Origin of the sequence: Brachybacterium epidermidis, assembly GCF_015209585.1 — a bacterium.
Lineage (GTDB): Bacteria > Actinomycetota > Actinomycetes > Actinomycetales > Dermabacteraceae > Brachybacterium > Brachybacterium epidermidis.
Window position 1 is genome coordinate 72887 of sequence record NZ_JADEYR010000005.1, and the last position, 25683, is coordinate 98569.

The 25683-nt window shown below is 72.3% G+C and carries 22 protein-coding genes and 1 pseudogene; 8 read left to right on the plus strand and 15 right to left on the minus strand.

Annotation, left to right across the window (positions count from 1 at the left end):
- Positions 1 to 47: 47 nt before the first annotated feature.
- From IOE58_RS14275 to IOE58_RS06725, 3 genes are all read right to left on the minus strand, one after another.
- On the minus strand, positions 48 to 398 hold the full coding sequence (locus IOE58_RS14275; RefSeq protein ID WP_348981902.1) for a serpin family protein: 351 nt from the start codon (positions 396 to 398) through the stop codon (positions 48 to 50).
- A complete protein-coding gene (locus IOE58_RS14280) occupies positions 386 to 982 on the minus strand; it encodes a serpin family protein (protein WP_228019174.1) in 597 nt (198 codons plus the stop codon). The genes IOE58_RS14275 and IOE58_RS14280 overlap by 13 nt, the downstream gene beginning before the upstream one ends.
- Positions 983 to 1072: 90 nt before the next feature.
- On the minus strand, positions 1073 to 2083 hold the full coding sequence (locus IOE58_RS06725) for a carbohydrate ABC transporter permease (protein ID WP_193865638.1): 1011 nt from the start codon (positions 2081 to 2083) through the stop codon (positions 1073 to 1075).
- A 91-nt stretch (positions 2084 to 2174) separates the two neighbouring features.
- On the opposite strand from IOE58_RS06725, the gene IOE58_RS06730 reads away from it, so the two are divergent.
- Complete coding sequence (locus IOE58_RS06730) at positions 2175 to 3746, plus strand: S10 family peptidase (protein ID WP_348981903.1); 1572 nt, start codon at positions 2175 to 2177, stop codon at positions 3744 to 3746.
- A gap of 310 nt (positions 3747 to 4056) precedes the next feature.
- Here the strand turns inward: IOE58_RS06730 and IOE58_RS06735 are convergent.
- From IOE58_RS06735 to IOE58_RS06745, 3 genes and pseudogenes are all read right to left on the minus strand, one after another.
- Positions 4057 to 4905: pseudogene (locus tag IOE58_RS06735) on the minus strand (aldo/keto reductase).
- An 89-nt stretch (positions 4906 to 4994) separates the two neighbouring features.
- The gene (locus IOE58_RS06740; protein ID WP_348981904.1) at positions 4995 to 5447 is read right to left on the minus strand and encodes an NUDIX domain-containing protein; all 453 of its coding nucleotides are present in this window, start codon (positions 5445 to 5447) and stop codon (positions 4995 to 4997) included.
- A 92-nt stretch (positions 5448 to 5539) separates the two neighbouring features.
- A complete protein-coding gene (locus tag IOE58_RS06745) occupies positions 5540 to 6049 on the minus strand; it encodes a PTS sugar transporter subunit IIA (protein WP_193865640.1) in 510 nt (169 codons plus the stop codon).
- 86 nt (positions 6050 to 6135) lie between these two features.
- Between IOE58_RS06745 and IOE58_RS06750 the strand changes: the two genes are divergently transcribed.
- Positions 6136 to 7092: a sugar-binding transcriptional regulator gene (locus tag IOE58_RS06750; protein ID WP_193865641.1), complete on the plus strand. Its 957-nt coding sequence runs from the start codon at positions 6136 to 6138 to the stop codon at positions 7090 to 7092.
- A gap of 125 nt (positions 7093 to 7217) precedes the next feature.
- Here the strand turns inward: IOE58_RS06750 and IOE58_RS06755 are convergent, their stop codons facing one another.
- The 4 genes from IOE58_RS06755 to IOE58_RS14635 form a co-directional block, all read right to left on the minus strand.
- A complete protein-coding gene (locus tag IOE58_RS06755) occupies positions 7218 to 8126 on the minus strand; it encodes an aminotransferase class IV (RefSeq protein WP_193865642.1) in 909 nt (302 codons plus the stop codon).
- Positions 8127 to 8241: 115 nt separating this feature from the next.
- Positions 8242 to 9444 (minus strand): hypothetical protein, encoded by a 1203-nt coding sequence (locus IOE58_RS06760; protein ID WP_193865643.1) that lies wholly within the window; start codon positions 9442 to 9444, stop codon positions 8242 to 8244.
- A gap of 141 nt (positions 9445 to 9585) precedes the next feature.
- On the minus strand, positions 9586 to 10065 hold the full coding sequence (locus tag IOE58_RS06765; RefSeq protein WP_193865644.1) for a hypothetical protein: 480 nt from the start codon (positions 10063 to 10065) through the stop codon (positions 9586 to 9588).
- Between the two features lie 97 nt (positions 10066 to 10162).
- Positions 10163 to 11542 carry a DNA/RNA non-specific endonuclease gene (locus tag IOE58_RS14635; protein WP_284690638.1) on the minus strand — a complete coding sequence of 460 codons (1380 nt, stop codon included), beginning with the start codon at positions 11540 to 11542 and terminating at the stop codon, positions 10163 to 10165.
- Between the two features lie 212 nt (positions 11543 to 11754).
- Here IOE58_RS14635 and IOE58_RS06775 point away from each other — a divergent pair, with 212 nt between their 5' ends.
- Positions 11755 to 12537, plus strand: coding sequence for a GTP pyrophosphokinase family protein (locus IOE58_RS06775; protein ID WP_193865645.1), 783 nt, complete (start codon positions 11755 to 11757; stop codon positions 12535 to 12537).
- Here IOE58_RS06775 and IOE58_RS06780 read toward each other — a convergent pair.
- Genes IOE58_RS06780 through IOE58_RS06790 form a run of 3 tightly spaced genes read right to left on the minus strand, consistent with a single transcriptional unit; the run spans position 12519 to position 15675 of the window.
- On the minus strand, positions 12519 to 13406 hold the full coding sequence (locus tag IOE58_RS06780) for a hypothetical protein (protein WP_193865646.1): 888 nt from the start codon (positions 13404 to 13406) through the stop codon (positions 12519 to 12521). The genes IOE58_RS06775 and IOE58_RS06780 overlap by 19 nt on opposite strands.
- 47 nt (positions 13407 to 13453) lie before the next feature.
- Positions 13454 to 14815, minus strand: a complete 1362-nt coding sequence (locus IOE58_RS06785) for a galactokinase (RefSeq protein WP_348981905.1) — start codon at positions 14813 to 14815, stop codon at positions 13454 to 13456.
- Positions 14812 to 15675 (minus strand): nucleotidyltransferase family protein, encoded by an 864-nt coding sequence (locus tag IOE58_RS06790; RefSeq protein WP_348981906.1) that lies wholly within the window; start codon positions 15673 to 15675, stop codon positions 14812 to 14814. Before IOE58_RS06790 ends, IOE58_RS06785 begins: the two co-directional genes overlap by 4 nt.
- Positions 15676 to 15868: 193 nt before the next feature.
- Between IOE58_RS06790 and IOE58_RS06795 the strand changes: the two genes are divergently transcribed.
- Complete coding sequence (locus IOE58_RS06795) at positions 15869 to 17374, plus strand: glutamate-cysteine ligase family protein (protein WP_193865647.1); 1506 nt, start codon at positions 15869 to 15871, stop codon at positions 17372 to 17374.
- A 158-nt stretch (positions 17375 to 17532) separates the two neighbouring features.
- On the opposite strand, the gene IOE58_RS06800 is transcribed toward IOE58_RS06795, so the two are convergent.
- Positions 17533 to 19110 carry a BCCT family transporter gene (locus IOE58_RS06800; protein WP_348981907.1) on the minus strand — a complete coding sequence of 526 codons (1578 nt, stop codon included), beginning with the start codon at positions 19108 to 19110 and terminating at the stop codon, positions 17533 to 17535.
- On the opposite strand from IOE58_RS06800, the gene IOE58_RS06805 reads away from it, so the two are divergent.
- The gene (locus IOE58_RS06805; protein WP_193865648.1) at positions 19100 to 19288 is read left to right on the plus strand and encodes a hypothetical protein; all 189 of its coding nucleotides are present in this window, start codon (positions 19100 to 19102) and stop codon (positions 19286 to 19288) included. The two genes, IOE58_RS06800 and IOE58_RS06805, sit on opposite strands and share 11 nt — an antisense overlap.
- 252 nt (positions 19289 to 19540) lie before the next feature.
- On the opposite strand, the gene IOE58_RS06810 is transcribed toward IOE58_RS06805, so the two are convergent.
- Positions 19541 to 20260: a hypothetical protein gene (locus IOE58_RS06810; protein ID WP_193865649.1), complete on the minus strand. Its 720-nt coding sequence runs from the start codon at positions 20258 to 20260 to the stop codon at positions 19541 to 19543.
- Between the two features lie 290 nt (positions 20261 to 20550).
- Here IOE58_RS06810 and IOE58_RS06815 point away from each other — a divergent pair, with 290 nt between their 5' ends.
- The 3 genes from IOE58_RS06815 (at position 20551) to IOE58_RS06825 (ending at position 25681) form a co-directional block, all read left to right on the plus strand.
- Positions 20551 to 21096, plus strand: a complete 546-nt coding sequence (locus IOE58_RS06815) for a hypothetical protein (protein ID WP_193865650.1) — start codon at positions 20551 to 20553, stop codon at positions 21094 to 21096.
- A gap of 92 nt (positions 21097 to 21188) precedes the next feature.
- Positions 21189 to 23906, plus strand: coding sequence for an ATP-dependent RNA helicase (locus tag IOE58_RS06820; RefSeq protein WP_193865651.1), 2718 nt, complete (start codon positions 21189 to 21191; stop codon positions 23904 to 23906).
- Positions 23907 to 24382: 476 nt separating this feature from the next.
- Complete coding sequence (locus IOE58_RS06825) at positions 24383 to 25681, plus strand: methyltransferase domain-containing protein (protein WP_193865652.1); 1299 nt, start codon at positions 24383 to 24385, stop codon at positions 25679 to 25681.
- Positions 25682 to 25683: the final 2 nt, after the last annotated feature.

A 25683-nucleotide genomic window follows, 5' to 3' on the forward strand; every position in this document is an offset into this window, starting at 1 on the left:
TCCCATCGGGCGCGGGAAGTCCGATCAGTCGCCGGGATGCTCTGTTCTCACCTGGTCTGCGAAGGATCCCCGATCCAACCCAGCACCAGTGGTGCCAGCGTCGAGGTATCGTAGGCGATGAACAGGAACGGGGAGTCGAGCACCAGCTTCTTGGGATCCTCCGGAGCGGCGGCCTCCTCCATCCCCACGGCGGTGGCGGCAGCAGCCTCCATGCCCTCCGCGTCCACGGGGATCACAGCCTTGTGCACCACGTCGCTGATCAGCAGCTGCCCCCGCGTGGGGATCCCCGAGAAGTCGGCCCCGTCGGTGAAGGCCAGCTCCATCCCCAGGCCCTGCAGCAGCACGGCCAGGGAGGTCTGCCATTCGATGTCGAAGGCAGGGAGGCTCAGGTCGACCACGTCCGGTCCCTGCAGGCCCTCCAGCACTGCTCCGAGACCAGCGTCCGCTCCAACGCCGTCTGCCGCCTCGGCCCAGGCATCGAGCACAGTGCCGACGTCGTCCACGGGCTGCACCAGGGCCAGGGCGAGACCCCGGCCGTAAGTGCTGTGGTGAGGTCCTCGAGATAGGCCTGCTCCAGTTCCATGCCCTCCTTCGCCCACACCCCGATCACGAGGGAGGCCACGGCCGGTTCGGGAGCGTCCTCCGCGTCGGCCTCCCGCTCCTCGTCGCCGACGACAGCGAGCACGGAGGAGAGGGTGTTGGCCGCCTCGGCCAGTTCGTCCATGCTGCCGCCGAGCACCTGCTCCATCTGGGCGCGGGTGTCCCCGGCGGCGCCCATCCCGGCCATGGTCAGCACGATCTGGGCCGACAGCGGGGAGCACACGGTGTTGACCTCGGACCGGTCGATCCCGCCCAGCATCCGGGCGGTGAAGGGCACGGCCGCCCGCCCCGTGCCCTCGGCGGGCCCGGGCTCGGCACGCTCCACCTCGGCGCGCACGTCCGGCTCCCCCACCTCACCGGGCCCGTCGGAACCTCCGAGCATGCCGCAGGAGGGCAGGCCCAGCGCCACCCTTGCCAGGTCGCAAGCCGGTCACGTTCGGTGACGGCCCTGGCGGATCGGCGCCGCAGGCTCTCAGCCCTTGACCGAGCCCTCCGTGAGGCCGCCGCGCCAGAAGCGCTGCAGCACCAGGATCAGTATCGCCAGCGGGACCACCGATAGCAGAGCACCACCGGTGGTGAGCTGGAAGAACTCCGGCAAGCGGTCCGTCTGCGCCCTCCAGCTGTCCAGACCCAGGGTGATCGGGTAGAGGCGCTCGTCGGCCAGCATCACCAGCGGCAGGAAGTAGTTGTTCCAGATGGCCACGAACTGGAACAGCAGGATGGTGACCACGGCCGGGGTGAGCTGCGGCAGCGCCAGCCGGTGGAACAGCCCGATCTCGCTGACGCCGTCGAGCCGACCGGCCTCCAGCATGGAGTCCGGCACCGCGGCGCCGGCGTAGATGGCGGCCAGGAACAGACCGAAGGGGCTCACCAGGGAGGGGATCAGCACCGACCAGTAGGTGTTGGTCAGCCCCATGCTGGAGAACAGGAAGAACAGCGGCAGCGCGGTGGCGGTGCCGGGCACCAGCAACCCGCCCAGCACGAAGGCGTACACGAACTTCCGGCCCGGGAAGCTGTACTTGGCCAGGGCGTACCCGGCGGCGACCGCGAAGTACGTGGCCAGCAGCGAGCCCACCCCGGAGTACAGCAGGGAGTTCAGCGCCCAGCGCGGGAAGATGCCGCCGTTGGCAGAGAGCACCGCGCTGATGTTCTCCACCAGGCGGAACTCGTTGCCGAACCAGAATCCGCTGGTGCCGAACAGGTCCTCGGTGGTCTTGGTGGCGTTGACGACCACCCAGTACACCGGCACCAGGAAGTAGATCGCCACGATCGTCAGCACCGCGGTGACGATGATCGTGGTGGCGGGGCTGCGACCCGCCGCGCGGGCCCCGGAGCGCTCGTCGGCCCCGCGCTTGCCGGCCCCACCGGCGCGGCGCCTGGGCGTGCCTGCGCCGGCGGCACCAGAGCCCGGGCGGTCGGTCTCGAGGGTGCCGGTCGCCTTGCCGGCGGCCAGCGCGTTCTTGGAGGCGTCGGTGGCGCTCATCGCTTCCTCTCCGCCCACGAGGCAGGCCCCACGTCCGGACCCGGAGCTTAAGCTCGACAACGAGCCCAGACCCCATCGCGAAGGAGCACGCGTGAACGCCCAGCCCATCCCCAGCACGCCCGAGGACCTCGACGCCGCCGAGGGCAGCACGTTCACCGGCAGCGGTACCGGCCCGTCCGCCGGCACCGCGGAGGCAGGGCAGAAGGACACCGCGCCCGAGGACCGCCTGGTGACCACGGCCCACATACTCGAGCTGCCGGACGGCCCCCTCTCCTACACCGCCACCACCGGCACCGTGGTGCTGCGTGAGGAGCCGGAGGGCACCGAGTACGGGCGGGCCAAGGCGTATGCGGAGCTGTTCTCCGTCAGCTATGTCGCCACCGAGCAGGATCCCGCCCGCCCGGTGCTGTTCGCCTTCAACGGCGGCCCCGGCGCCTCCACGGTGTGGCTGCACCTGGGCCTGTTCGGCCCGCGCCGTGTGGACACGGCCGATGCGGGCGCTCCCGTGGCGCCCCCGTACCGCCTGCTGGACAACACCGAGACGCTGCTGCGCCATGCGGACCTGGTGATGGTCGATGCGATGACCACCGGCTACTCGCGGCCCGCCCCCGGCTCGAAGCCGGACCGCCACCACGGCCTGACCGAGGACCGCGACCTGATCGCCTCCTTCGTCGTGGACTGGCTGACCCGCAACGACCGCTGGACCTCCCCCATCCACCTGGCCGGGGAGTCCTACGGCACCACCCGGGCCTCCGCCGTGGCGGCCCGGCTGATGGACCGCTACTACGTGGCGGTGGAGGGTGTCTCGCTGATCTCCCCGGTGCTGGACTTCGGCACCATCAGCTTCGATCCCGCCAACGACCGCCCCTACCTGCACTACCTGCCTACCTACGCGGCGATCGCCCACGCCCATGGCAAGCACGAAGGACGTCTGCTGCAGGACGTGGTGGATGAGGCCGAGGCCTTCGCCGAGCAGGAGTACCCGGCGCTGCTGGCCGCTGGGCTAAGGCTCTCCCCCGAGCAGAAGCAGGAGGCGGCCGCCCGCATCGGCGCCCTGATCGGGGTGGACCCGGCGTGGGTGGAGCGGGCAAACCTTCGCATCGAGCACATGGCGTTCCTGGCGGAGCTGCTGCGCGAGGAGGGTCTGATCGCGGGGCGCATCGACGGCCGCTTCACCTCCCCCATGGGTGCGGGCAACGCGCCGACGACGGAGACCGATCCGTCGATCGACCAGCTCGCCCCCGCGTACACCGCCACCATCAACCAGTACCTGCGCACCGAGCTGGGTTACTCCAGCGACATCGTGTACGAGATCATGAGCGGCCGCGTTCACCCGTGGAGCTACAAGGAGTTCGAGGGCCGCTCGGTGGAGGTCGCCTCGGACCTGGCGCGCCTGCTGCGCACGTCCCCCCACACCCGGGTGTACGTGGCACACGGGTACCACGACGCCGCCACCCCGTTCCACGCCAGTGAGCACGTGCTGGCCCACTTGCCGATCCCGCAACAGGACTACGCCGAACGGATCCGGGTGGAGTACTACGAGGCAGGGGACATGATGTACTGCCACGAGCCCAGCCGCCGGGCGATGTCCCAGCACCTGGCGGAGTTCGTGGGCGGCGTCGAGCACGCACCTGTCGGCCACGGCGAGGGACACATCGGCTAGGGGCACGGCCGCGCTAGTCGACCCCGGTCGCCCCTGAGCGTCGTCCCCGGCCCCACTCCCGGGGTTACGGGTGGGTACGTTCCACAAACTGGAAGCGCACCACCCGGTACCGGAAGCGCACCACCCGGTACCGGAAGCGCACCACCCGCTGCCGCTCGCTCACTGGGATCAGCCATGTCAACCTGGGGCTGATCCGGGCGGTCGACGCCATCACCGGCGACACCCTGGAGTGAGCCTCGGGCGCCCCGGCCGCCGTCCGGCAGATGGGGCGCCCTCCCGCGCCCGTGCGGGTCCTGCGCGGCCGCGAGCCTCAGGCCCCCTGGTGGCCGGAGAACTCCGCGGGGTGGCCGCCGCGGCGGCCCTGCTCGCCCTTGTCCAGGGCGTTGATCGCAGCGACCTCCTCGGGGGTGAGCTCCAGCTGGAGGGAGGCGAAGTTCGAGACGATCCGCTCGGGGGTCTCGGACTTGGAGATCACCACGTTGCCCTGGGCGAGGTTCCAGGCCAGCATCACCTGGCCCACCTCGGCGCCGTGGGCCTCGGCGATGCCGGTGATCACCGGGTCCTCCAGCTCACCGCCGCCCTGGCCCAGCGGCGACCAGGACTCGGTGGCGATGCTCTTGGAGGCGTGGTACTCGCGCAGCTCGAGCTGGGCGAAGTAGGGGTGCAGCTCGATCTGGTTCAGCACGGGGACCACGCCGGTCTCCTGCTCCAGCTGCTCGAGGTCCTCCACCCGGAAGTTGGAGACACCGATGGAGCGGATGCGGCCCTGCTCCTTCAGCTCCACCAGTGCCTTCCACGTGTTCAGCGCCTCGCCCCTGGCGGGGGCCGGCCAGTGGATGAGGTACAGGTCCAGCTCCTCCAGGCCCAGGTCGGCCATGGTGGCGTCGAAGGAGCGCAGCGTCTGCTCGCGCCCCTGGTCCTGGTTGGGGACCTTGGAGGTGATGAACAGGTCCTCGCGGCCCACCTCGGTGCGGGCCAGGGCACGGCCCACGCCGGCTTCGTTCTCCTAGCCGCGGGCGGTGTCGATGTGGCGGTAGCCGGCCTCGATCGCCTTCAGCACCACGTCGGTGGCGGTGTCGTCGGAGACCTGCCACACCCCATAGCCGAGCTGGGGGATGGAGCGGCCGTCGTGGAACTCGATGGTGGGCTGCGCGGTCATGATGCTCCTTAGCGGGGACGGGCTCGTCGATCGGGTCGGCACGTGCACCGGGGACTCACCACACTACCGAGCACGCCCCGCGCCGGTGGTCACAGCGGCAGCACCCCCAGGCCGATGGGCCTGCTGCTCGGGTCCGCCTCCAGCCACTGCGCGAGCCCCGGCGGGTGCACCTCATGCTCGGCGAGGTGCCCGATGGGCAGCCAGTCCGTGCCATCCTGCCCGGGATCCGGGTCGCTGCCCGGACCCGGCTCCTGACCGTCGGCCAGACCGCACCAGTAGGCCACGTTGACCTGGTGGAACGGAGGGATGGGCACACCGTCGCGCAGTCGGCTCACGGACTGCACCTCGTACACGCAGGCGACCTGGTGCACCTCGACCTCCGCGCCGATCTCCTCGCGGCACTCGCGGACCAGGGCGGCGACCTGGTCCTCGCCGTGCTCCTGCCCGCCGCCGGGCGGGCCGTGCAGCACGGTTCCGTCCGGGGTGACCACACGGTTCATCAGCACGTGCCCGTCCCGCACGATGAGCGCCTTGACAGCCACCCGGGGGCCGGAGCCGGCGGCGGAGCCTGGCCCGGAACGTGGCCCGGAACCAGGCGCGGGACGAGGAGCCGGTGCTCCCGCGGCGGAGCCCGTCATGCGATGGGGTGTCCGGTCAGGTGCTGCTCGGCCAGGCGCAGCAGCTCGGCCTCGTCGGCTGCGCCGAGCAGCGCCGCGACGGCCTGCTCGTCGGTGAGCATGCCCATCATCCGCTGCAGCGCCGGCACCATCGCCTCGGGATCCGTGACCAGCGGGAGCACCAGCAGCTGCGTCTCGACGGTGTCCGCGGCGCGGCCGCCCATCTCGCCGAAACGCACGGGCCGGGCCAGGGTGGCGACCGCCAGGCAGCGCACGCGCACGTGCTCGGCATCGGAGTGCGGAATCGCGGTGGGGATCCGGGTGGGCAGCCCGGTGGGGAAGCGCTGCTCGCGCTCCCACAGCGCTGCCGGGAAGCTCTCCTCCACCAGGCCCTCGGCCAGCAGGTGGCGGGCGATGGTCCCGAGGACCTCCTTCGCGTCCTCGCCCTGGACTGCGTGCAGCACGGCACGGATGGGCACGGCCTCCAGCGGATCCGCGTTCTCGCTGGGGCGCTGATGCTCGGTCATGGGGCCTCCCGGGTCGATGGCACGATTCTGGCACCCGCGCGGGGCCGACGGGGATACTGGAGTCCCGTTCGCCCGAAGGAGCACCGATGCCGGCACCCCGCGACACCGCACTGGTCGTGCGCGCTGCGCGGCTCTACTACGAGCAGGGCCGTTCGCAGACGGAGGTGGCGCAGGAGCTGGGGCTGTCCCGCTCGAACGTCTCTCGGATCCTCACCCAGGCACGCGAGCGCGGCATCGTGGAGATCTCCATCAACGATCCGGACGGCCCCCCGCGCCACCATCCCGCGGTCGAGGCAGCGCTGAGCGCCCGGTACTCGCTGCGTGAGGCCCACGTGGTCTCCGCCCCTCGCACCCCGGGCCTGGAGGCCGTGGCCAGGCAGGCGTCGGCCCTGATCACGGAGCGGGCCGCCCAGGTGCGCTCGATCGGTCTGTCCTGGGGACAGACGGTCCAGCGGGTGGTCGAGCAGCTGGAACCGGTGCGACTGCGGCCGGCGCCGCGAGTGCTGCCGCTGGTGGGCGGGCACTCCACGCTGGACCAGTTCGAGTCCGGCGAGTCAGTGCTGCGGGTGATGGCCTCCCGGTTCGGTGCTCGCGCCGAGATGCTCTACGCGCCGGCGGTGCTGGAGGCGGCCACCACGGTGAGCACGCTGCGGCGCGAGTCGAGCATCGCCTCGGTGCTGGAGGCCGCCGCGCAGGTGGAGCTGGCACTGGTGGGCATGGGCTCCATGGGCATGCACTCCTCCCCGCACATCGTGGAGCAGATGGGGCTGAGCGAGCAGGAGCATGCCGCGTTCCTCGCGCAGGAGCCCGTGGGGGACGTGTGCGGCAGGTTCGTGGACGCCCACGGGGTCCCGGTAGGGGCGCCGACGGACCAGCGGGTGCTCGCGGTGACGTTCTCCGAGCTGCTGCGCATCCCCGAGGTGGTGGGGGTGGCCGCAGGCGCGGAGAAGGCCCCGGGCGTGGCCGGGGTGCTGCGCAGCGGCACCATCGACACCGCCGTGGTGGACGTGGACCTGGCGCGCGAGCTGCTGGCCTCCACCTGAGCCCGACCCCCTCCCCCAGGGGCATCGCCGCTCGACATGGGCGAGGGTGGAGCCGAGCCCGGGCGCAGGCCTGTCAGCGAGAACCCGGGCACCGCACTGTCAGCGAGAACCCGGGCACCGCACTGTCAGCGAGAGCCCGGGTACTGCCCCTTCAGCACGGAGATCAGCTGGGCGGTGCGATGGGCATCCACGGTGAGCCGGGTGTCATCGAGGCGGGCGATGGGCGCGGCCAGACGACTGGAGGACAGCAGCCAGGCAGCGTCGGCCGAGGCCACCTGATCGGGGGTCATCAGCTCCTCGCGCACGGTGGCTCCCTCGGCCCGCAGCACCTCGAACACGGAGGCGATGCTGGTGCCCGGCAGCACTCCGGCGTCGGCGGGGGTGGTGGTCCAGGTGTCGCCGTGCTGCACGAGCAGAGTGGAGGTGGGACCCTCCAGGCAGTAGCCGTCGGTGCTCACGAACAGCACGTCGTCGGCGCCGCGGCGCACCGCCTCACGGGTGGCGGCCATGTTGACGGCGTAGCTGAGGGTCTTGGCGCCCGGCAGCAGCCAGGGGCTGGGGCGAGGCACGGGGGTGGACAGCCCCCGGTCCAGGGTGACCACGGCGATGCCCTCACGGCAGCGGGACCAGTCCTCGGCGGTGCGGGCATGTATCCAGGCGGTGGGAGTGCCAGAGCCCTCCACGCCGCGGGTGACCATCACCCGCACCGTCAGCTCGGGCACGGGGGCATGGGCGTCGATCGCCGCCTGCACGGCCTGCGCCAGCACCGTGAGATCCAGGGCGGGCAGCTCCACCAGTTCGGCACTGCGAGCCAGTCGGCGCAGGTGGGGGTCCAGGTTCACGGGGGTGCCGTCGAACACGCCGATGGTCTCGAACACGCCGTCCCCGCGAGTGGCCACCAGGTCCGTCACCAGCAGCTGCGGCTCGTCGGCCTTCCCGAGGCGGAAGGGCTCGGAGCCGTCGGCCGGCGCCCCGGCCGCTCCCATCACCCACACGAGGACGGGGCTGTGGGCGGGCGTGCTGGGCTGTGTCATGGGGGCCTCCGCGTCGGGTTCCCTCCGTGGTGCTCACGGCGGGGGCCGCGACCTGGGCGCGGCCTGGCCCCAGGCTAACCGCACCGGTGCGCGGGGAGAGGGTCATCCACCCGCGTCAGCGGTCCAGGTGCTCGGTGCCGATGGCCTCCCCGGCCTGGGAGCCGGGCACGGCCCCGGAGTCGAACGCGGAGCCCAGCAGGGCCATCAGCTGGTCCCACAGGGAACCGGGCTCGTCCACCGATCCCACGGCAGCACCGATCCGATCGGTGACCATCGAGCCGGCGGAGGCTCCCGCACCGTCCGCCGAGCTGAGATGGAGGAAGGTTCCTGCGCCGACCGCCGCACCGGCATCGGCAGCGCCCCCGGCCGCACCGGCACCGGCATCCGCCCCGCCGCTCCCGGCCTCGGATCCGCCGCCGGAGCCCGACCCGCCGCCGGACCCGGACCCGCCGCCGGAGCCGCCCGCGGAGGCCCCTGCTCCCGAGCCGCCACCGGAACCCGCGGAGTCGCCGCCCCCGGATCCTTCACCGCCACCGGCAGCCCCGTCGGCACCAGCGGCGTCGGCCTCGCCGATCGATGCCCCCACGGCACCGGCAGCCGCACCCCCGGCAGTGCCCGCCCCGGTGCCGATGCCCGCGAGGGCGCCCGCACCAAGGCCCGCATGGCCCATCATGTCGTCCAACGGCTCCAGGCCGAGCATGCCGCCGATCTCACGCCCGCCCCCCAGCAGGCTCAGCAGCTGCTCGGCGAGCATCGCACCGGCCAGCAGGTTTCCGATCATGGCGCCGACGGGACCGCCGATCATGCCTCCGACCAGCCCGGCGAGCAGGCCGAGGCGGCCCATCGGGGAGTCCAGCAGGGCAGCCAGCGCGCGCTGCTCGGGAGTGGAGCCGTCACCCAGCAGGGCATCGCGAAGGGCCTGGGCCGCCCCGGAGAGCGCTGCGGCAAGGCCCCCGGCCGCACCCCCGGCCAGGGCTCCGCCCAGGGCAGCGGCGAGACCCGCGCCTGCGGCCACACCGGCCTGGAACGCGTGGGAGGCGCTGAAGAAGTCGATCGTGGAGGCCGCGTCCTGCTCATCGGCGTGCTGGATCAGCAGGCGGGCCCGACGCCGCAGATCGAGGGAGCAGTCCTCCAGGCCGGGGCGCACGACGCCGGCCCACTGGCCACGGAAGCGGTCGGCGTCCTCACCCACCCATTCGACGTCCTCGACCAGCACCTTGAGGCCGCCGTAGAGGTCCTCCAGCAGATCCGAGCGGCGGACCACCATCTGCGCCATCGTGCGCAGGGCCTCGGTGTCCGCCCCCTGGAACCCTGCCATTGCCTGCCCCCTCTGAATCTCTCCGCTGTCCTGCCCCTGACGACGTGTCCCACCGTAGGACCCGCCGGTCACCTGCGCCATGGGGAGGACTCCCCATGGCTGTCCGCCCGCCGACCGTGCGAGCTGGGGCGGACCTCGCACTCACGGGCGAGGGAGCTTCTCCTGCACCCATGCGGGCAGGCGGTCGTCACCGAAGCGCTCGGCCATGTGGCGGGCCACCTGCTCGTCCACCCCGCCCAGGCCGTCGAAGCTGCCCGGATCGGTGTCGTAGTTGAGCTTCGAGCCCAGGGCGATCCGGCTGCGGTCCTCCCCGGTGCGCTCGGCATCCAGGCGCAGGGAGACGAAGGGCTGGCGCTGATCGGCGGCGGCCTGCTGCAGTGCGTCCAGCAGCAGGCTCACCTGCGAATCGGTTCCGAAGCGGGCGTCGCCGCCGCTGCTGGAGCCGTCCGCGTCGGTGACCACGATGCGGCCGGCCCATGCCTCGCCGTCCGGGATGAAGGCGACGGTGAGCTGCTGCCACTGCTCGGTGAGGTCCACCGAGGTCAGCATCACGCGCGCGAGATCCCGCAGCAGCTCGCCCTGCCGCTCCATCGGGGAGGAGTCGTTCTGGGGCTGGGTCATCGGGATCCTCTCGCTTCGTGGTGCGATCGACTCGCGGTGCGACCGGCTCGGTCTCCGATCGACTCATGGTCCGTTCGACGTGGCCGACGGGCTCGGCTCAGTCGTCGAAGGTGGCACCGTCAGGGTAGTTGGGCAGGGTGTTATCGGCGATCACGTCGCCGTTCTCCGTGATGCGCACGTCGTAGCTCTCGGGCACGTACTCCCAGGGTGCACTGCCCTGGTCGGGGCCCACACCGGGTGGCTGCTCATCGCCCCAGTTGAAGCGGGTCTCATAGGAGTACTGGTGGCCGTGCTTCTCGATGCCGTCGGCCATCAGGCTCTCGTAGGCGTAGATGTTGTCGTCCACTCCGCTGCGGGCCTGGTTCACCTCGTCCCACTGGCGGGTGTAGTTGATCTCCTCGCGCACCCCGCCGAACTGGCGGGCCAGGGCGTGCCCGGCGTTGAACTCGATGCTCTCGGTGTCGCCGTCGGCGGTCATGTCGAAGCGCTCGGCGATCTTGGACTGGATGGACTGGCTGCGGGAGGTGTCCGGGTGCAGCTCCACCTCGGGCACGTACATGTGGTCCAGGCGGCCCAGCTCATCGGTGCTGTAGAAGACGTTCTCGTTGACGTGGTAGTTCGCATCGGGGAACACCTCGCGCAGGTTGGGGTTCATCGCGCCCCCGCCGCCGGTGGCCTCGACGTACACCACGCGGCCGTCGCCGTCGGTGTAGTACGTGCCGTGGTCGCCCACCTCGTACCTCGTGTTCGGGGCCAGCTCGATCGGGGCGCCGTCCGCATCCAGGCCGAAGGGCTTCGCGGCGCTTCCCGGTGCCAGCTCGTGATCGGCGTCCACGGTGATCGTGCCCGAGGTACGGGGCGGCTCCAGCACCAGCCCGGTGCCGTCGAAGGCCAGCGGGGAGTCCGTGCCGATGGCGTCACTGACCTGCTGAGCGACGGCGCGCGCCCGGCCGACGGCGCCGGTGATCAGGCCGGTGCCCTCCACCGCCGATTCGGCGGCCGTGCCGAGGGCGTCCCCGATGGCGCCCGCGACACGGACTACCCCCTGCGATGCAGCATCCAGCGGGACGCTGAGGGCTGCCAGGGTGATCTGCGGGGTCGAGGCGGCGCGCAGCAGGCCGTCCGGTCCACCCACGCCGCCATTGCCGCGCCCACTGTCGGCCCATCGACCACCATCGGCCCCGCTGCCCCCGTCTGCCACGTCACCGGCCGGGTCCGACGCCCGGTCCTGTTCCTCGGCATGGTCGCGGAGGGAACGCCCCTCCTCGCGCAGACGCATCTGGCAGTCCATCAGGCGGGGCCGGATGCGGAAGGACCAATCGGCACGCAGGGCCATGGCATCCGGGCCCACCCACGGCACCGCGTTGATCAGCGCCCCCAGGCGGGCGGTCATGTCCTCCAGGGAAGAGGAGCGGTCCTCGAGCAGCGAGCCCATGCGCTGCAAAGCCTGGGTATCAGCACCCTGAAATCCGCTCATCGCACGTCCCCTCAAGCCCGCTGTCAACGACGCCTCCACCGTAAGGATCCGGGGAAGGCCCGGCCATGGGTAGTTCTCCCCATGGCGCACCCGAACACTAAGGTGGCGTCCATGAAAAGCCCTGCTCACACACGGTCGGGGCTGGGAGACTGAGGTATTCCCCGAGCATCGTCAGCGAAGTCTTGCCCTCGCCGTCACCAGGAGTTCGCCCCGTGTCCACCCCGCAGCAGTCGCCATCTCTCGCCCAGCGCCGCGGCATGCCGGATCCCGAGACGCTGGCGCGCTTGCAGCGCCTGCGCGAGCAGTTCGTTCGCATGCAGATGGAGTACGGGTTCGCTGTGGACGAGGTGCTCACCAAGATCGAGATCCTCCGGCAGGAGTTCCTGCACCTGCACCGCTACAACCCGATCGAGCACGTGACCTCACGGGTGAAGTCCCCGGCCAGCATTCTGGACAAGGCGATGCGCCGCGGAATCGACCTCACCCCCGAGGCGATCCGGCAGGGGATCACCGACATCGGCGGGGTGCGGATCACCTGCAGCTTCATCGCCGACACCTTTACGGTGCTGGAGCATCTGGTCTCACAGACGGACATCGAGCTGGTCACGGTGAAGGACTACATCGCCCAGCCCAAGCCCAACGGGTACAAGTCGCTGCACGCGATCATCCGGATCCCGGTGTTTTTGAGCACCGGGCCGGTGCCCACCACGGTGGAGGTGCAGATCCGCACCATCGCGATGGACTTCTGGGCCAGCCTCGAGCACAAGATCTACTACAAGTACGACGGGCAGGTGCCGGACCATCTGGCCCAGAGCCTGGCCGATGCGGCCGCCGTGGCCGATCAGCTGGACCGCCGCATGGAGCAGCTGCACCGCGAGGTGCACGGCCCTCACCCGGAGCGCGAGGAGCGCTCACGGCTGGACGACCTGGACGAGAGGCTGCTGCGCGCCCTGTGGGAGCGGACGGGCGGCGGGGGCTACTCGGCGACGACGTAGACCAACAGGCCGCCGTCGCGCCACTCCACCTGCTGCCCCAGCGGGTCTCCGGGCAGATCGGCGTCCATCACGTCCACCATGGCGCCGGGGGCCGCGCCGCGCAGATCGGCGACGGCGACGGCACCCGCGGGGGCGTTCTCGGAGGCTGAGCCAGGATGGCCATCGGCCGCCCCCGAGCCGTCGGCCGCGGGGCCGCCGGCTGGCAGCGGATCGGCCGCAGCATCGCCTCCGAGGGGCCGCAGCGGCACCGCAGCCGCATCGTCCTGCTCGCCCATGCCGAGGATCGCGGCGTACAGCTGCGCATCCAGCAGCTGCTCGCCCACATCGGCCCGCAGCTCCTCATCATCCAGGGCGTCCTCGTCGTACAGCTCCCGCAGCCGCGCGTCGATCCCCGAGACCGCTGCCTCCAGGGCGTCGGCGTAGCGCTGCAGGTAGGAGGGGAGGTCCCGCGCGGCCAGGCGCAGGGCGAGGTCCTCGCCGATGCCGTACACGGCACCGGGGGCGCCATCCTCATCGAGGGTCAGCACGACCGCCACGTCCGATCCCTCGTACAGGGGGTAGTAGCTGGTCGCCTCACCCAGCATCGTGTACGGGCCGATGTCACCACGCTCGTCGATCAGCAGGTCCAGGTCTCGCCGGCCGTGCACCGCGATCCCGCCGAACTCATCAACGATCTGCTCGAGGGCGGGGGGCGGATCGGCGGAGATCTCGCCGTCCTCCTGCGCCAGGCCCGGGATCCAGGTGAGGTCGCGCGGGTTGGTGCGGGCCAGGGACTCCAGGCGTTCCAGCACGGGGCGCACCTGTGAGACGGGGAGCACGGCGGCGCCGGTGGGCCAGGACAGGGACGAGGGCGGCACAGGAGAGGTCATGCCGTCATGCTGGCACACCCGCGCTCGATTCCGATCCCTGCGCGGGCTCAGCCGGCCTGCACGTCGACCCGGTGCGCGCAGGAGCCGGGGCGGGTGACCAGCACGGAGGCGCGGCCGGCGGCATGCGGGTGGCGGGTGCGGTACAGGTCCAGCCACTGCTGGGCGAACTGCTCGGCCGTCTCGGTGGGCACCAGGGCCCACACGCTGCCGCCGAACCCGGCACCGAAGGCGCTGGCGGCGTGGGCGCCCAGCTCTCGGGCGGTGCGCTGGAGGTCGACCGTCTCGGGGACCTGGTTGCCCAGTCCGTCCTCGGCGCCGCGCTGGGACTCGTCCACCAGGCGGCCCAGCTCCTCCAGGTCGCCCTCCTCCAGGGCGATCGCGGCGGCAGGCACCAGGCGCTCGGACTCGGCGATGAACTGCTCGAGGCGACCGCGCAGGTACGCGTCATCTCCCGCGTACTCGACCAGTCGCCCACGGGCGGCCGGGCCGGAGGCGAGGGCGTCGGCCAGCACCCGGTCGTCGCGACGACCGGTGTCCACGCGCCAGCGGTCGATCAGCTCCCAGGCGGCCAGGGACACCCGGTTGTAGGCGTCGCGGGCGGCGCCGGTCTTCGCGGCGTCGACACCGGAGACCGCCACGACCAGGGCGAGGTCCTGCGGGAACGGGACGGTGCGCTCGTGGCGCACGGGGCAGAAGGAGTACTGCACCAGCGCGTCGGCGCGGCCGCACAGCATGGCGGTGTGGTCCTCGCTGCCGCCGAAGGTGCCCACGCCGCGATGCCCGCCCAGGCTGCCGTAGGTCTGTCCGTTCTCCACGGTGCCCAGGTACTCGCCGAGCTGCTCGGGGGTGGTGATCGCGGCGCGGAACGCGGGGTCGGCGGCGATGCCGGTGAGGTCGATCAGGGCCAGGGCCAGCCCCACCACCAGGGCCGAGGAGCTGGACATGCCGGCCGCCAGCGGCAGGGTGGAGGGGATGGAGATGTCCGCCCCCACCAGTCGCCCGGGGAAGTTGGCATCCAGTCGCTCCACCACGGTGCGCACGTACCCGCCCCAGTGCCCGGAGCCGTCGTCCTCGCGTCGCGATCCGGGATCGTCCAGGTCCAGCACCACCTCGTCCTCGGCGGCGCCGGAGGTCACGACGATCAGGCGGTCCTCGCGGCGGCGGGCGGTGACGGTGTGGCCACGGTCCACGGCGGCCAGCAGGGAGCGGCCGCCCGCGTAGTCGGTGTGCTTGCCCAGCACCTCGATGCGACCGGGCACGAACCAGGCCGTCTGCTGGCGGGGCTCAGCCCGGGAGGACAGCAGGTCGTGCACGCCCCCCTCCCGCTCAGCAGGTTCGATACGGGCGGGCTGCGGGTCGCCGACGGGGCCGTGGTGGCTAAGCCCGGCAGTTCCGGGCGCTGCGCTCACAGCACGACCTCGACACCGGCCAGGGCCTGCTGCACGGCGGCCACGTCCCCGCGGGAGGACATGTCCAGCACGCCCACGGCGGCGGGCACCACGGTGACGGGGTGACCCTCGGAGGCCAGCGTGCGCACCGCGTCGATGATCTCCAGCTCGCCGCGGGAGGAGGGCTGCACCCGGTCGCAGGCGTCGAAGACGGCGGGGGTGAACAGCCAGGCGTTCATGGACACCGGGGCATCCTGCCCGTAGGCGGTGAGGGTGGCCGCGTCGGGCTTCTCCACGATGTCGGTGAGGTGGCCGGCCTCGTCGGTGGCCACCAGCGCGAAGGCGGCGATGCGATCGGCGGGGATGTTGGACCGCTCCACCAAGGCGGCTCGGTCGAAGCCGACCAGGGCGTTGCCGGGGGCTGCGACCAGGGCGCGCAGCGACTCCAGCGGGTAGTAGTTGTCGGAGTTCAGCACCACCACGCGGTCGGCGCCGGCGAACTCGCGGGCGGCGGCCACGGCGTCGGCGGTGCCGCGCGGCTCCTCCTGCACGGCGGTGGTGACCTGCACGCGCCCTCCGCTGATGGCGGCCGCGTACTCCCGCAGCGCATCGTGCTCGGGGCCGATCACCAGGCACACCTCGGTGATGCCGGCATCGGCCAGCACGGAGATCACGTAGTCCAGGAAGGGACGCCCCACGTCGATCAGCGCCTTGACCCCGCTGGCGGCCATCTGCGCCTGCTTCTCATCGAGCTGGGCGCTGTCGTCGGCCCGGCGCATCCTGGTCCCGAGCCCACGCGCGAGGATGACCGCCTTGGTGGGCGGGATGCTCGCTGAGGGGTCCGTGGAGGCGGCGTCGGCGTTCAGGGTCGTCGTGTCCACGCCGGAAGCATAGTTCGGAGGACCGCGACGGGCGGGAAGCCCCTGGCTGCAGGGCCCCGCCCCGGCGGCCCGCACCGCTGTCCGATCGGTCGCCTCGGCCCTCCGCCCCGCCCTGGTCGACGCATAGACTCGGTGCGCAGCGGGTCGGCGCTCTGCGTCGGGCCGCCCCCTTGAACCGCGGGAGGAACCAGCCATGGGCCAAGAGATCGCCGCCAAGGAGTACACCCGCTCCCAGCGCACCCGGTACCGCCGGGAGCTGCGCCGCAACCTGGACCTGTTCGAGACCTTCCTGGACACGGCGGAGTTCGTGGACGAGGGGACCGTGGGCGTGGAGCTGGAGATGAACCTGGCCTCCATCACCGACATGAGCCCGGCCCTGCTGGTGGACGAGATCCTGGAGGATCTCGACGACGAGCAGTACGTCCATGAGATCGGCCGCTTCAACCTCGAGGTGAACCTGCCGGTCACCCATCCCGTGGGCAGCGGCCTGCGGGAGCTGGAGCACAACCTCACCGCCCTGCTGGCCCGGGCGGATGCCACCGCGCAGCAGCACGGCGCGCGGGTGATCCCCATCGGCCACCTGCCCACCATCACCGAGGACCTGTTCTCCGACTCGCAGTGGCGCTCTCCGGGTGCGCGCTACGAGGCGCTGGAGAACAGCGTGATGCAGGCCCGCGGCGAGGAGATCCAGCTGCGGATCGACGGCGAGGGCAAGGGCCTGGACGCCACCTTCGACTCGATCGGCGCGGAGGCCGCCTGCACCTCGCTGCAGCTGCACCTGCAGGTGCCGCCGGAGCAGTTCGCCGCTGGGTGGAACGCCGCCCAGGCGATGGCCGGGCCCCAGCTGGCTCTGGCCGCGAACTCCCCGTACCTGATGGGCAGGCGCCTGTGGCACGAGACCCGGGTGCCCACGTTCACGCAGGCCCTGGACAGCCGTCCTCCGGAATACGCGGCGCAGGGAGTGCGACCGCGGGTGTGGTTCGGGGAGCGCTGGATCACCTCGATGTTCGACCTGTTCGAGGAAAACGTGCGGCTGTTCCCGGCACTGATCCCGGAGTCCCGCACGATGGCCGAGGAGCCGTTGCTGACCGCGGGCGCCTCCCCTCGCCTGCACGAGCTGATGCTGCACAACGGCACGGTGTGGCGCTGGAACCGGCCCATCTACGACCCGGGCACGGAGGTGCCGCACCTGCGGCTGGAGAACCGCCTGCTGCCCGCGGGACCGACGCCGATCGACATGGCTGCCAACGCGGCGTTCTTCTACGGACTGATCCACACCCTGATGCACGAGCGGCGCCCGCTGTGGTCGCGGATGAGCTTCGAACAGGCCGACGAGTCGTTCCAGCAGTGCGCCCGGTGGGGCCTGGAGGCCCGCGTGAAGTGGCCGCGCATCGGCCGGGTGCGGGTGGCGGACCTTCTGCTGGAGCAGCTGATCCCCCAGGCGGTGGAGGGCCTGCAGGACCTGGGGGCCGACGCCGAGGTGGTGGAGCGCTACGGCGAGGTGCTGCGGGGCCGTGCCCGCACCGGCCGCAACGGTGCCCGCTGGCAGATCGACACGGTGACCTCCCTGGAGGTGCGCGGGGCTGATCGCGCAGAGGCACTGGCATCGATGACGCGGCTGTACCGCGAGGGCGTGGACTCCGGCATGCCCGTGCACGAGTGGCCGGTGCCCGCCCGGCAGCGCGCCTCGCAGGACTGAGCGCGCCGGAGACCAGTTTGTGAGACGGAGTCTCACATGATGAGCCTAGGGTCGTAGGGTTCGCGCGTGAACGATCCCCGCACCCCCTCCTCGGCTGCCCGCCACGGCGGGCCCGCTGGTCAGCGCAGTTCGGTGTCCAGCAGGCCCTGAGCGGGCCCTCAGCGTCCGGCGGGGCGGGGGGGGCGAGGCTTGGAGCTGCCGGTGCGGGCCGGGAGCGTGCCGGCCTGCGGCTTCTTGGGATCGCCGTGCTCGAGGTACGGGTCCCGCATCGTCGGGGTGTCCCCAGCGGCCTCGGGCTCGACCACCACGGCGGTGGTGTCGTGCTCGTCCTCGTCCTGGCGGCGCTCGTACTCCTCGGGCGGCAGCACCTTCTTCCACTCGCGGGTGCGCATCTGCGGCAGCTCACCGGCGTCCTCCTGCAGCGCCCGATACAGGGCGTACATCTGGAAGAAGCCCATGACGAAGAAGGGCAGGCCCACCAGGATGATGGTGGACTCCAGCGCTTCCAGCCCACCGGTGCCGGAGAACACCAGCAGGGTGGCGGTGACCAGGCCGATGGCCAGGGCCCAGAAGATGCGCTGGCCCAGCGGGTTGAAGTCCTCGTGGCCGTTGGCCATGGTGTCGGTGACCAGCGCGGCGGAGTCCACCGAGGTCACGAAGAAGATGGCCACCAGGATGATCGCGATCACGGAGAGCGCCCCGGCGGCCGGGTAGTGCTCCAGGAACGCGAACAGTGCCCCGGGCACGTCACCGTCCTCGACCACCCTCTCGACCAGGCCGCCCTCGCCGTTCAGCTCGATGTCGATGCTGGCCAGGCCGAACACACCGAACCAGATCACGGAGAAGCCGGCCGGGACGGCGAGCACGCCGGAGACGAACTGGCGGATGGTGCGGCCCTTGGAGATGCGGGCGATGAAGATGCCCACGAAGGGTGACCAGGTGATGGTCCAGGCCCAGTAGAAGACGGTCCAGGTGTTCTGCCAGCCGGTGTCGGCGAAGGTGTCGTTCCACAGGGCGAGCTCGGGCAGGTTCATCAGGTAGCTGCCGAATGACTGGATGGTGCCCTTGAGGATGAACAGCGTGGAGCCTCCGGCGACCAGCACGAAGATCATCAGCGCCACGGCGGTGGCGATGTTGAAGTTGGAGAGCACCTTGATGCCCTTCTCCAGGCCCAGGCTCACGGAGATCAGGGCGATGCCGACCACCACGCCGATGATGATCAGCTGCCAGCCGGCGCTCTCGGGCACGCCCCACAGCTGGTTCAGGCCGCCGTTGATCTGCAGGGTGCCCAGGCCGATCGAGACAGCGACGCCGAACACGGTGCCCACGATCGCGACTACGTCGATGAACTGGCCGATCGGGCCGTGGATGCGGTTGCCGAGGATGGGCTGGAAGATCGAGCTCACCCGCGGCGGCAGGTTGCGCTTGTGGATGAAGTAGGCGAAGCACAGGGCGGGCAGGGCGAAGATCGTCCAGGTGTGCAGGGTGAAGTGGTAGTACGTGAAGTTCATGGCCTCGCGCGCCGCCTCCCAGGTGCCGGGCTCGATGCCCAGCGCCTCGCCGCGCGGCGGGTCGCCGAAGTGGCTCACCGGCTCGGCGACGCCCCAGAACATGAGGATCGAGCCGATGCCCGCGGCGAACAGCATCGCGAACCAGGCCGGGCCGGAGTGCTCCGGCGGTGCGTCGTCCGGCCCCAGCTTCACCCGACCGAAGCGCCCCAGGGCGATGAAGATCACGCCTCAGGCACCCGAACAGGCCGGCCGCGATCCAGGCCCCGATCCCGGCCCCTCGAACGACGTCCTGGTGATGCGGGCGATCGCGGGCTCGGTTGCCTATGACCGCCTGGTGCAGCTGCTGCGGGCGCTCGGGCACACCTCGCTGAGCGTCATGGAGGACCGCCCGCCGCGGGAGTGAGGCCACGGGCCGCTGGGGTGAGGGGGCCACGGACTGCAGGAGAAACGCCCCCATCGTCCCTCCCAGACAACGGACAGCAACGCCTCAGAGGTTTTCCTGGATCGAGGCGTCTACTGTTCCCCATCGCGTCACCGGAGCGCACCGCTGACTGAGGAGGAGGCGGGCAGCGCCTATCCGTGACGCGGGGGAAAGGGATGGCCCCGGCTCGTGGGGACGAGCCGGGGCACCTTTTTGCCCTGATCCAGCAGCCCGTCAGCGCCGCAGGTCGATGCCGAACACCCGCCGGATCTGCGTGACCGCGTGGCGCGTGTACCGGCGGTCCGAGGGCGTGGAGGCCAGGGGGACGAACAGGCCCGGATGGTCCGGGTGGGAGACCCTGTAGTGGGTGGAGCCGGGGGCGATCACGAAGCCGGCCTCCCGCATCCGCGCCATCAGCTCCCGGTGCGAGGTGGGGTGTCGGGTGCCGCGGCCCCCGCGAGCACTGGGGCCGGCGGCGTCCTCGGCGATGTCCGCTGCGGGCTCGTACTCCGGCGGCCGCACCGCAAGGGCGTAGCGCAGGGGGAACACGCCGATCACGGTGTTGTCGGCCCGGCGCACCTGCACCACCGCGTCGCCCCGCCGGAAGTGGTCGCTGGTGCCGGCGTCGGCGGTCCAGGCCTCCTCCGGGTCGGCGACGGCCAGCACGATCTGCTCGACGTCCAGATCTGTCGGTCCGACCGTGCGGATCAGCTCCTCCCGGATGCGCAGCGGCCTGCGCAGGGGACGCTCGTCGGCGGCGTCCAGGGTGTGCACGGCCTCCGGCGGCGGGCCCGGCAGGGGCCGGGGCAGCTCGATGGTGCGGGGGCGCGTGCGGGATGCCGGCAGTGGGGCCGGCGGGGATCCGGGCGCGGCGTCCGGCTCGGCCGGCGGGGATCCGGGCGCGGCGTCAAGCTCGGCCGGCGGGCGCCGGCCGGGCACCGCGGTGTAGTCCACCGGCCGCACACGGGAGGCCGGTGCGGAGCGCCCGGCGAGCGCACGGGGCGTGGCCCCGGGCGCACCGGATGCTGGACCCGATGCGCGGGCGCCAGGTCCGGGCGGGCGGGGGCCAGGGCCCTCATGACGTGGCGGCATGGGCGTGCACCTCGATTCCCTGGAGTCGGATCCGGCGGGCCTTCCAGTAGCGTAGGCGGTGCGAGTCGATCGCTCGCCCGAGCCGCTCACTCGCCACCGCTGGCCTTCCTCGCGGTCGCGCGAGGCAGTCCCCGTCCGAGAGGTCCCCGTCCATGGCACTCCTGCGCCGCCCCCTAAGCACCCGACCCGTCCGCCTCGCGGGCGCCCTGCTGGCGGTGTCCCTGCTGGCTGCCGGCTGCACCGGCGAGGATCCCGATCCGACGTCGACCGACGGCACAGTGGCCTCCGACGACGGCGGCGCGGACGCCCCCGATCAGGGCGGTGCCGGGGATGCCACGGAGCCATCGGACGGCGGGGGCCGCACGGCGGCAGCCGTACCGGTCGAGCCGATCGAGGTGACCCCGGCCCCGGAGGGCTTCGAGCCCCCCGCGCCGTGCACTCACGAGGGTGCACACCTGGTGAGCGCCGATGCACCGGCCACCCCGGAGCTTCCCGAGCGCGGCGGGGACGTCCCCGTCATCGAACTGACGGGTATCGAGGGCGACAAGGCGCAGCTGACGGTCACGATCGGTGAGGGTGAGCCGCGCCCCGTCGAGGACGCCGCGATCGGGGAGACCATCGGCCTGGACCTGTGGACCATCTCCATCACCAGCGTGTGCAGCGATCAGGATCAGGTCGAGTTCGACCTGATCGACTGACCCGCTGCGCCGAGCATCCGTGTGGCTGCGGACGGCCGCCCCGTGAACCCACCCCCCGCGCGGCCCGTCGCCCCTGCCGCCTCGGGCCCGGCATGACCCCTGTGCACCGCTTCGACCTCGACGCCATCGGCGCCGGGCCGCCGGTCTCCGCCAGCCGCCGCGACATCGTGGAGGCTGCGCGCGGCGGGGCGCTGGTGGTGACCGCCCCACCCGGCACCGGCAAGACCACGTTGGTGCCGGCACTGGTCGCAGAGGTGATCGCCGCTGCCGATGAGACCGGGACTCCGGGCCTCACCCTGGTCACGCAGCCGCGCCGGATCGCAGTGCGCGCGGCCGCTCGTCGGATCGCCTCCTTGGACGGCTCGGCCGTGGGCGGCCCGGTCGGCTTCACCGTGCGCGGCGAGCGTCAGGTCTCGGCCGACACCCGGATCGAGATGCTCACCCCCGGGGTGCTGCTGCGCCGCCTGCTGGCCGACCCGGAGCTGCCCGGGGTGGCGGCGGTGGTGCTGGACGAGGTGCACGAGCGGTCCCTGGAGACGGACCTGCTGCTGGGCATGCTGGCCGAGGTGCGCCAGCTGCGGGAGGACCTGCTGGTGGGGGCGATGTCGGCCACCGTGGACGCCCAGGCGGTCGCGGCCCTGCTGGGCGGCGCCCCGGTGGTGGAGGTGCCCGGCGTGCTGCACCCGCTGGACGTGGCCTACGCGCCGTCGCCGTCGCCCCGCCTGGACGTACGCGGGGTGACGCGGGAGTTCCTGGACCACGTGGCCCGCACCGCCGCCGCGCAGCAGCGTGTTTCGGGCACCGACGCCCTGGTGTTCCTGCCCGGCGCCCGGGAGGTGGACGAGGTGGTGGCCCGCCTGGGCGCGCTGGTGGACGGGGTGGAGGTGCTGCCGCTGCACGGGCGTCTGCCCGCCCGGGTGCAGGACCGCGCCACCTCCGGTCGTGACCCGGGGGATCCTCCGCGGATCGTGGTCTCCACCGCGGTGGCGGAGAGCGCCCTGACCGTACCGGGCGTGCACCTGGTGATCGATGCGGGCCTCTCCCGCGAGGTGCGCCGGGACCGCGAACGGGACATGGCGGGCCTGGTGACGGTGAGCGCCTCGCAGGCGTCGGTGCAGCAGCGCGCCGGCCGCGCCGCGCGACTGGGGCCGGGCCGCGCGGTCCGGGCCTATGCGGAGGCCGATCTGGGGCGGATGCCAGCGCACTCCCCTGCCGAGATCACCGCCGCCGACCTCACCGATGCGGCCCTGTGGCTGGCCTGCTGGGGAACCCCGCGCGGGGAGGGTCTGCCGCTGCTGACCCCACCCCCGGAGCGGGAGATCGCGCAGGCCGAGCAGACCCTGTTCTCCCTCGGGCTGGTGGATGCTGACGGCCACCCCACGGCCTCCGGGACCCGGGTGGCCGGCATGCCCGTGGGGGTGCGGGAGGCCCGGGCGCTGCTGGACGGGGCCCGGACGCTTCGGGGCCAGGCACAGCCCCGGTCGGGCACCGCGCGTGTGCTGCCCGGGTCCGACGGGCCCCGGTTCGTCGCCGAGGTGGTCGCAGCGGTCTCGGACGATCATCGGCCCGTGGGCGCCGACCTGCCGCGCCTGCTGCGCGAGCTGCGGTCGGGCCGCGGCGATGGTGCGGGGCGCTGGCGCCGCGAGGCGGACCGTCTGTCCCGGATCGCACGCGGGGACACCGGAGGCGGCGGGGACGGGCGCGAGGCGGCACCGCTGCTCGCCGCTGCCGACGAGGCCGGGCTGATCGGTGCGGTGCTGGCCCTGGGCAGGCCTGAGCGGATCGCCCGCCGCGTGGGAGCGGGAGCGCAGCACACGGGAACGGGAGCGCAACACACGGGAACGGGTCCCAAGCGATCAGCCAACGGCGCCGGGGGCACCTCACGGTCGTACCTGCTGGCCTCGGGGACCCGGGCCGCTCTGCCGGAGGGCAGCGGTCTGCTGGGGCACGAGTGGATCGCGGTGTGGGAGGTGCAGCGGGCACAGGGCAGGGCGGCTGACGGCACCGGCGCGGTGATCCGCACCGCTGCTCCCCTCGACGAGGAGGACGCCCTGAAGATCGGCGAGCCCCTGCTGGTCAAGCAGCGCACCGCCCGCCTCGAGGACGGCGCCGTGCGGGTGCGACAGGAGCGTCGTCTGGGAGCGATCACCCTGATGAGCACCCCGGTGTCGGCCACGCCTGAGGACGCTGCTCCCGCATTGCTGGACCATGTGCGCCGACAGGGCCTGGACGTGCTGCCGTGGACACCTGCGGCAACGGCCCTGCGGGCTCGGCTGGGCCTGCTGCACCGGGAACTGGGCGCGCCCTGGCCCGCCATGGATGCGGCATCGCTGCTGGAGGGTGTGGAGCAGTGGCTGGCCCCTCATCTGCCTGCCGCCCGCGGCGCCCTGGACCGCATCGACCTGGTGGCGGCGCTGCGCGGCCTGCTGCCGTGGCCGGAGGCCTCGCGCCTGGAGGAGCTGGCGCCGGAGAGGCTGGCGGTGCCCTCGGGCTCCACCGCACTGATCGACTACCCCGATCCGGACGACGAGGCGGGCAGGCCCGTGGTGGCGGTCAAGCTGCAGGAGCTGTTCGGTCTGGGGGACACCCCGCGTCTGGCGGGCGATCGGGTGCCGGTGCTGTTCCACCTGCTGTCCCCGGCCCGCAGACCGCTCGCGGTCACCGATGACCTGCGGTCCTTCTGGGACGGGCCGTACCGCGAGGTGCGCAAGGAGATGCGCGGCCGCTACCCGAAGCACCCGTGGCCGGAGGACCCGTGGACCGCGCAGGCCACGGCCCGCACCACGCGCGCCGCACGAGAGCGGTCCTGATCGGCCTGACGACGCTGCGCCGACCTTCACGCCGCCACCAGGTCAGCCCGTCACCCCGCCACCACGCCACGACGTCGGACCGCCACCACGTCAGACCGCCGCCACAGCGGCGGTCTGCTCGTCGATCAGCCGTCGCAGCACCCGGCAGACGGGGTGGATCTTCCGCGCCGTTGCGCATCCGCCGATGGTCGACAGAAGCACCCGGTGCGGCGCACGACTCCCGCCCGGCGCGAAACGGGACGCCTGCCCGGTGGCCTGTGCTGGCTCTAAGAGCGGGGCGCACCTCAGAACCATTTCTGGTTCTCAGATGCGCCCGGCTCTCAGTCCCGAAAGAAGGACCACGCGGCTCGGCGACGGCCAGCCCGACCCCAGGAGGCCAACCTCCTGGCCTCGCCCGGGCCACCCGGGCCGCCCGGGCCACCCGGGCGACCCGGCCTCGCCCGGGAGGAGCCGGGGCCGCCCGTAGACTCCAGCGCGTGCAGTGCCATCATTTCGACGCCGGGGAGTGCCGCTCCTGCACGCTCCTGGACATCCCGCGTGAGCGTCAGGTCGCGACAGCGAGCGCCCGGATCCGCGAACTGCTCGCTCCCTTCGTGCACACCGAGGTGGCGGATCCGTGGGCACCACCGATCCTGGGCCCGGAGGCCGGGTTCCGGTCCCGCGGCAAGATGGCCGTGGCCGGCACCGCCGCCGCCCCCGTTCTGGGGCTGCCCGGCCAGCCCACCACTGCGGACCTCTCGGACTGCCCGCTGTACCCGCCGGGCGTCGAGGAGGTGCTGGAGGGCGCGAAGCAGCTGATCCGTCGAGCGCAGGTCCCGCCGTACGACGTCGCACGTCGACGCGGCGAGATCAAGAACGTGCTGGTCACCGTCACACCTGAGGCGGAGCACTACCTGCGCTTGGTGCTGCGCAGCGAGAAGGCCCGGGCGCGGATCCGTGAGCACCTTCCGCGTCTGCTGGAGGCGCACCCCTCGGTGGTGGGGGTCAGTGCCAACATCCATCCCGCGCACACCACCGCAGTCGAGGGCGAGCAGGAGATCCATCTGGCCGGCAGCACCTCGATCGGTGTGCGCACCGGGGACGTGGAGCTGCAGGCCCGACCGCAGTCGTTCCTGCAGACCAACACGGAGGTGGCCGGTGAGCTGTACCGACAGGCGGCGGCCTGGATCGCGGACGCCGGTGTCGGCCACGAACGGGCTGCCGCGGGCAGAGCCCAGGCTGCCACGCGCCGGGCCCAGGCGGCGACGGACGCCGCGCATGACCTGCGGGTGTGGGACCTGTACTGCGGGCTGGGCGGTTTCGCGCTGCATGTGGCACGCGCCGTGCCCTCGGCCGAGGTCACGGGCGTGGAGGCCTCCGCACAGGCCATTGAGGGGGCACGGGAGGCCGCACAGGCGGAGGGGTTGGAGGTGCGGTTCCTCGCGGAGGACGCCACCGCGTGGGCGCGCCGACAGAGCGCACCGGGCTGCAGCACCGACGGCAGGCCCAAACCGTCCCCGGGGGGCCTCGGTGGCGGGAACGGCGCCGTGCCGGACTCAGGGGCACCCGACGTGGTGATCGTGAACCCGCCCCGTCGAGGGATCGGTGCGGAGCTCGCGTCCTGGCTGCAGGAATCGCCTGTCCCGCAGGTGGTCTACTCCAGCTGCAATCCGGCCACCCTGGCCACAGATCTGGCGGTGATGCCCTCGCTGAGGATCGTGGCAGCGCGCTATGTGGACATGTTCCCGCACACGGAGCATGCCGAGGTGATCGTGATGCTGCACAGGATCCACTGACG

Bases quoted from the DNA above. Each gene is read 5' to 3' on its own strand.
- IOE58_RS14280 (WP_228019174.1), bottom strand. From the start codon at position 982: ATGCTCGGAGGTTCCGACGGGCCCGGTGAGGTGGGGGAGCCGGACGTG.
- IOE58_RS06725 (WP_193865638.1), bottom strand. From the start codon at position 2,083: ATGAGCGCCACCGACGCCTCCAAGAACGCGCTGGCCGCCGGCAAGGCG.
- IOE58_RS06745 (WP_193865640.1), bottom strand. From the start codon at position 6,049: ATGACCGAGCATCAGCGCCCCAGCGAGAACGCGGATCCGCTGGAGGCC.
- IOE58_RS06750 (WP_193865641.1), top strand. From the start codon at position 6,136: ATGCCGGCACCCCGCGACACCGCACTGGTCGTGCGCGCTGCGCGGCTC.
- IOE58_RS06755 (WP_193865642.1), bottom strand. From the start codon at position 8,126: ATGACACAGCCCAGCACGCCCGCCCACAGCCCCGTCCTCGTGTGGGTG.
- IOE58_RS06760 (WP_193865643.1), bottom strand. From the start codon at position 9,444: ATGGCAGGGTTCCAGGGGGCGGACACCGAGGCCCTGCGCACGATGGCG.
- IOE58_RS06765 (WP_193865644.1), bottom strand. From the start codon at position 10,065: ATGACCCAGCCCCAGAACGACTCCTCCCCGATGGAGCGGCAGGGCGAG.
- IOE58_RS14635 (WP_284690638.1), bottom strand. From the start codon at position 11,542: ATGAGCGGATTTCAGGGTGCTGATACCCAGGCTTTGCAGCGCATGGGC.
- IOE58_RS06780 (WP_193865646.1), bottom strand. From the start codon at position 13,406: ATGACCTCTCCTGTGCCGCCCTCGTCCCTGTCCTGGCCCACCGGCGCC.
- IOE58_RS06795 (WP_193865647.1), top strand. From the start codon at position 15,869: ATGGGCCAAGAGATCGCCGCCAAGGAGTACACCCGCTCCCAGCGCACC.
- IOE58_RS06805 (WP_193865648.1), top strand. From the start codon at position 19,100: ATGAAGATCACGCCTCAGGCACCCGAACAGGCCGGCCGCGATCCAGGC.
- IOE58_RS06815 (WP_193865650.1), top strand. From the start codon at position 20,551: ATGGCACTCCTGCGCCGCCCCCTAAGCACCCGACCCGTCCGCCTCGCG.
- IOE58_RS06820 (WP_193865651.1), top strand. From the start codon at position 21,189: ATGACCCCTGTGCACCGCTTCGACCTCGACGCCATCGGCGCCGGGCCG.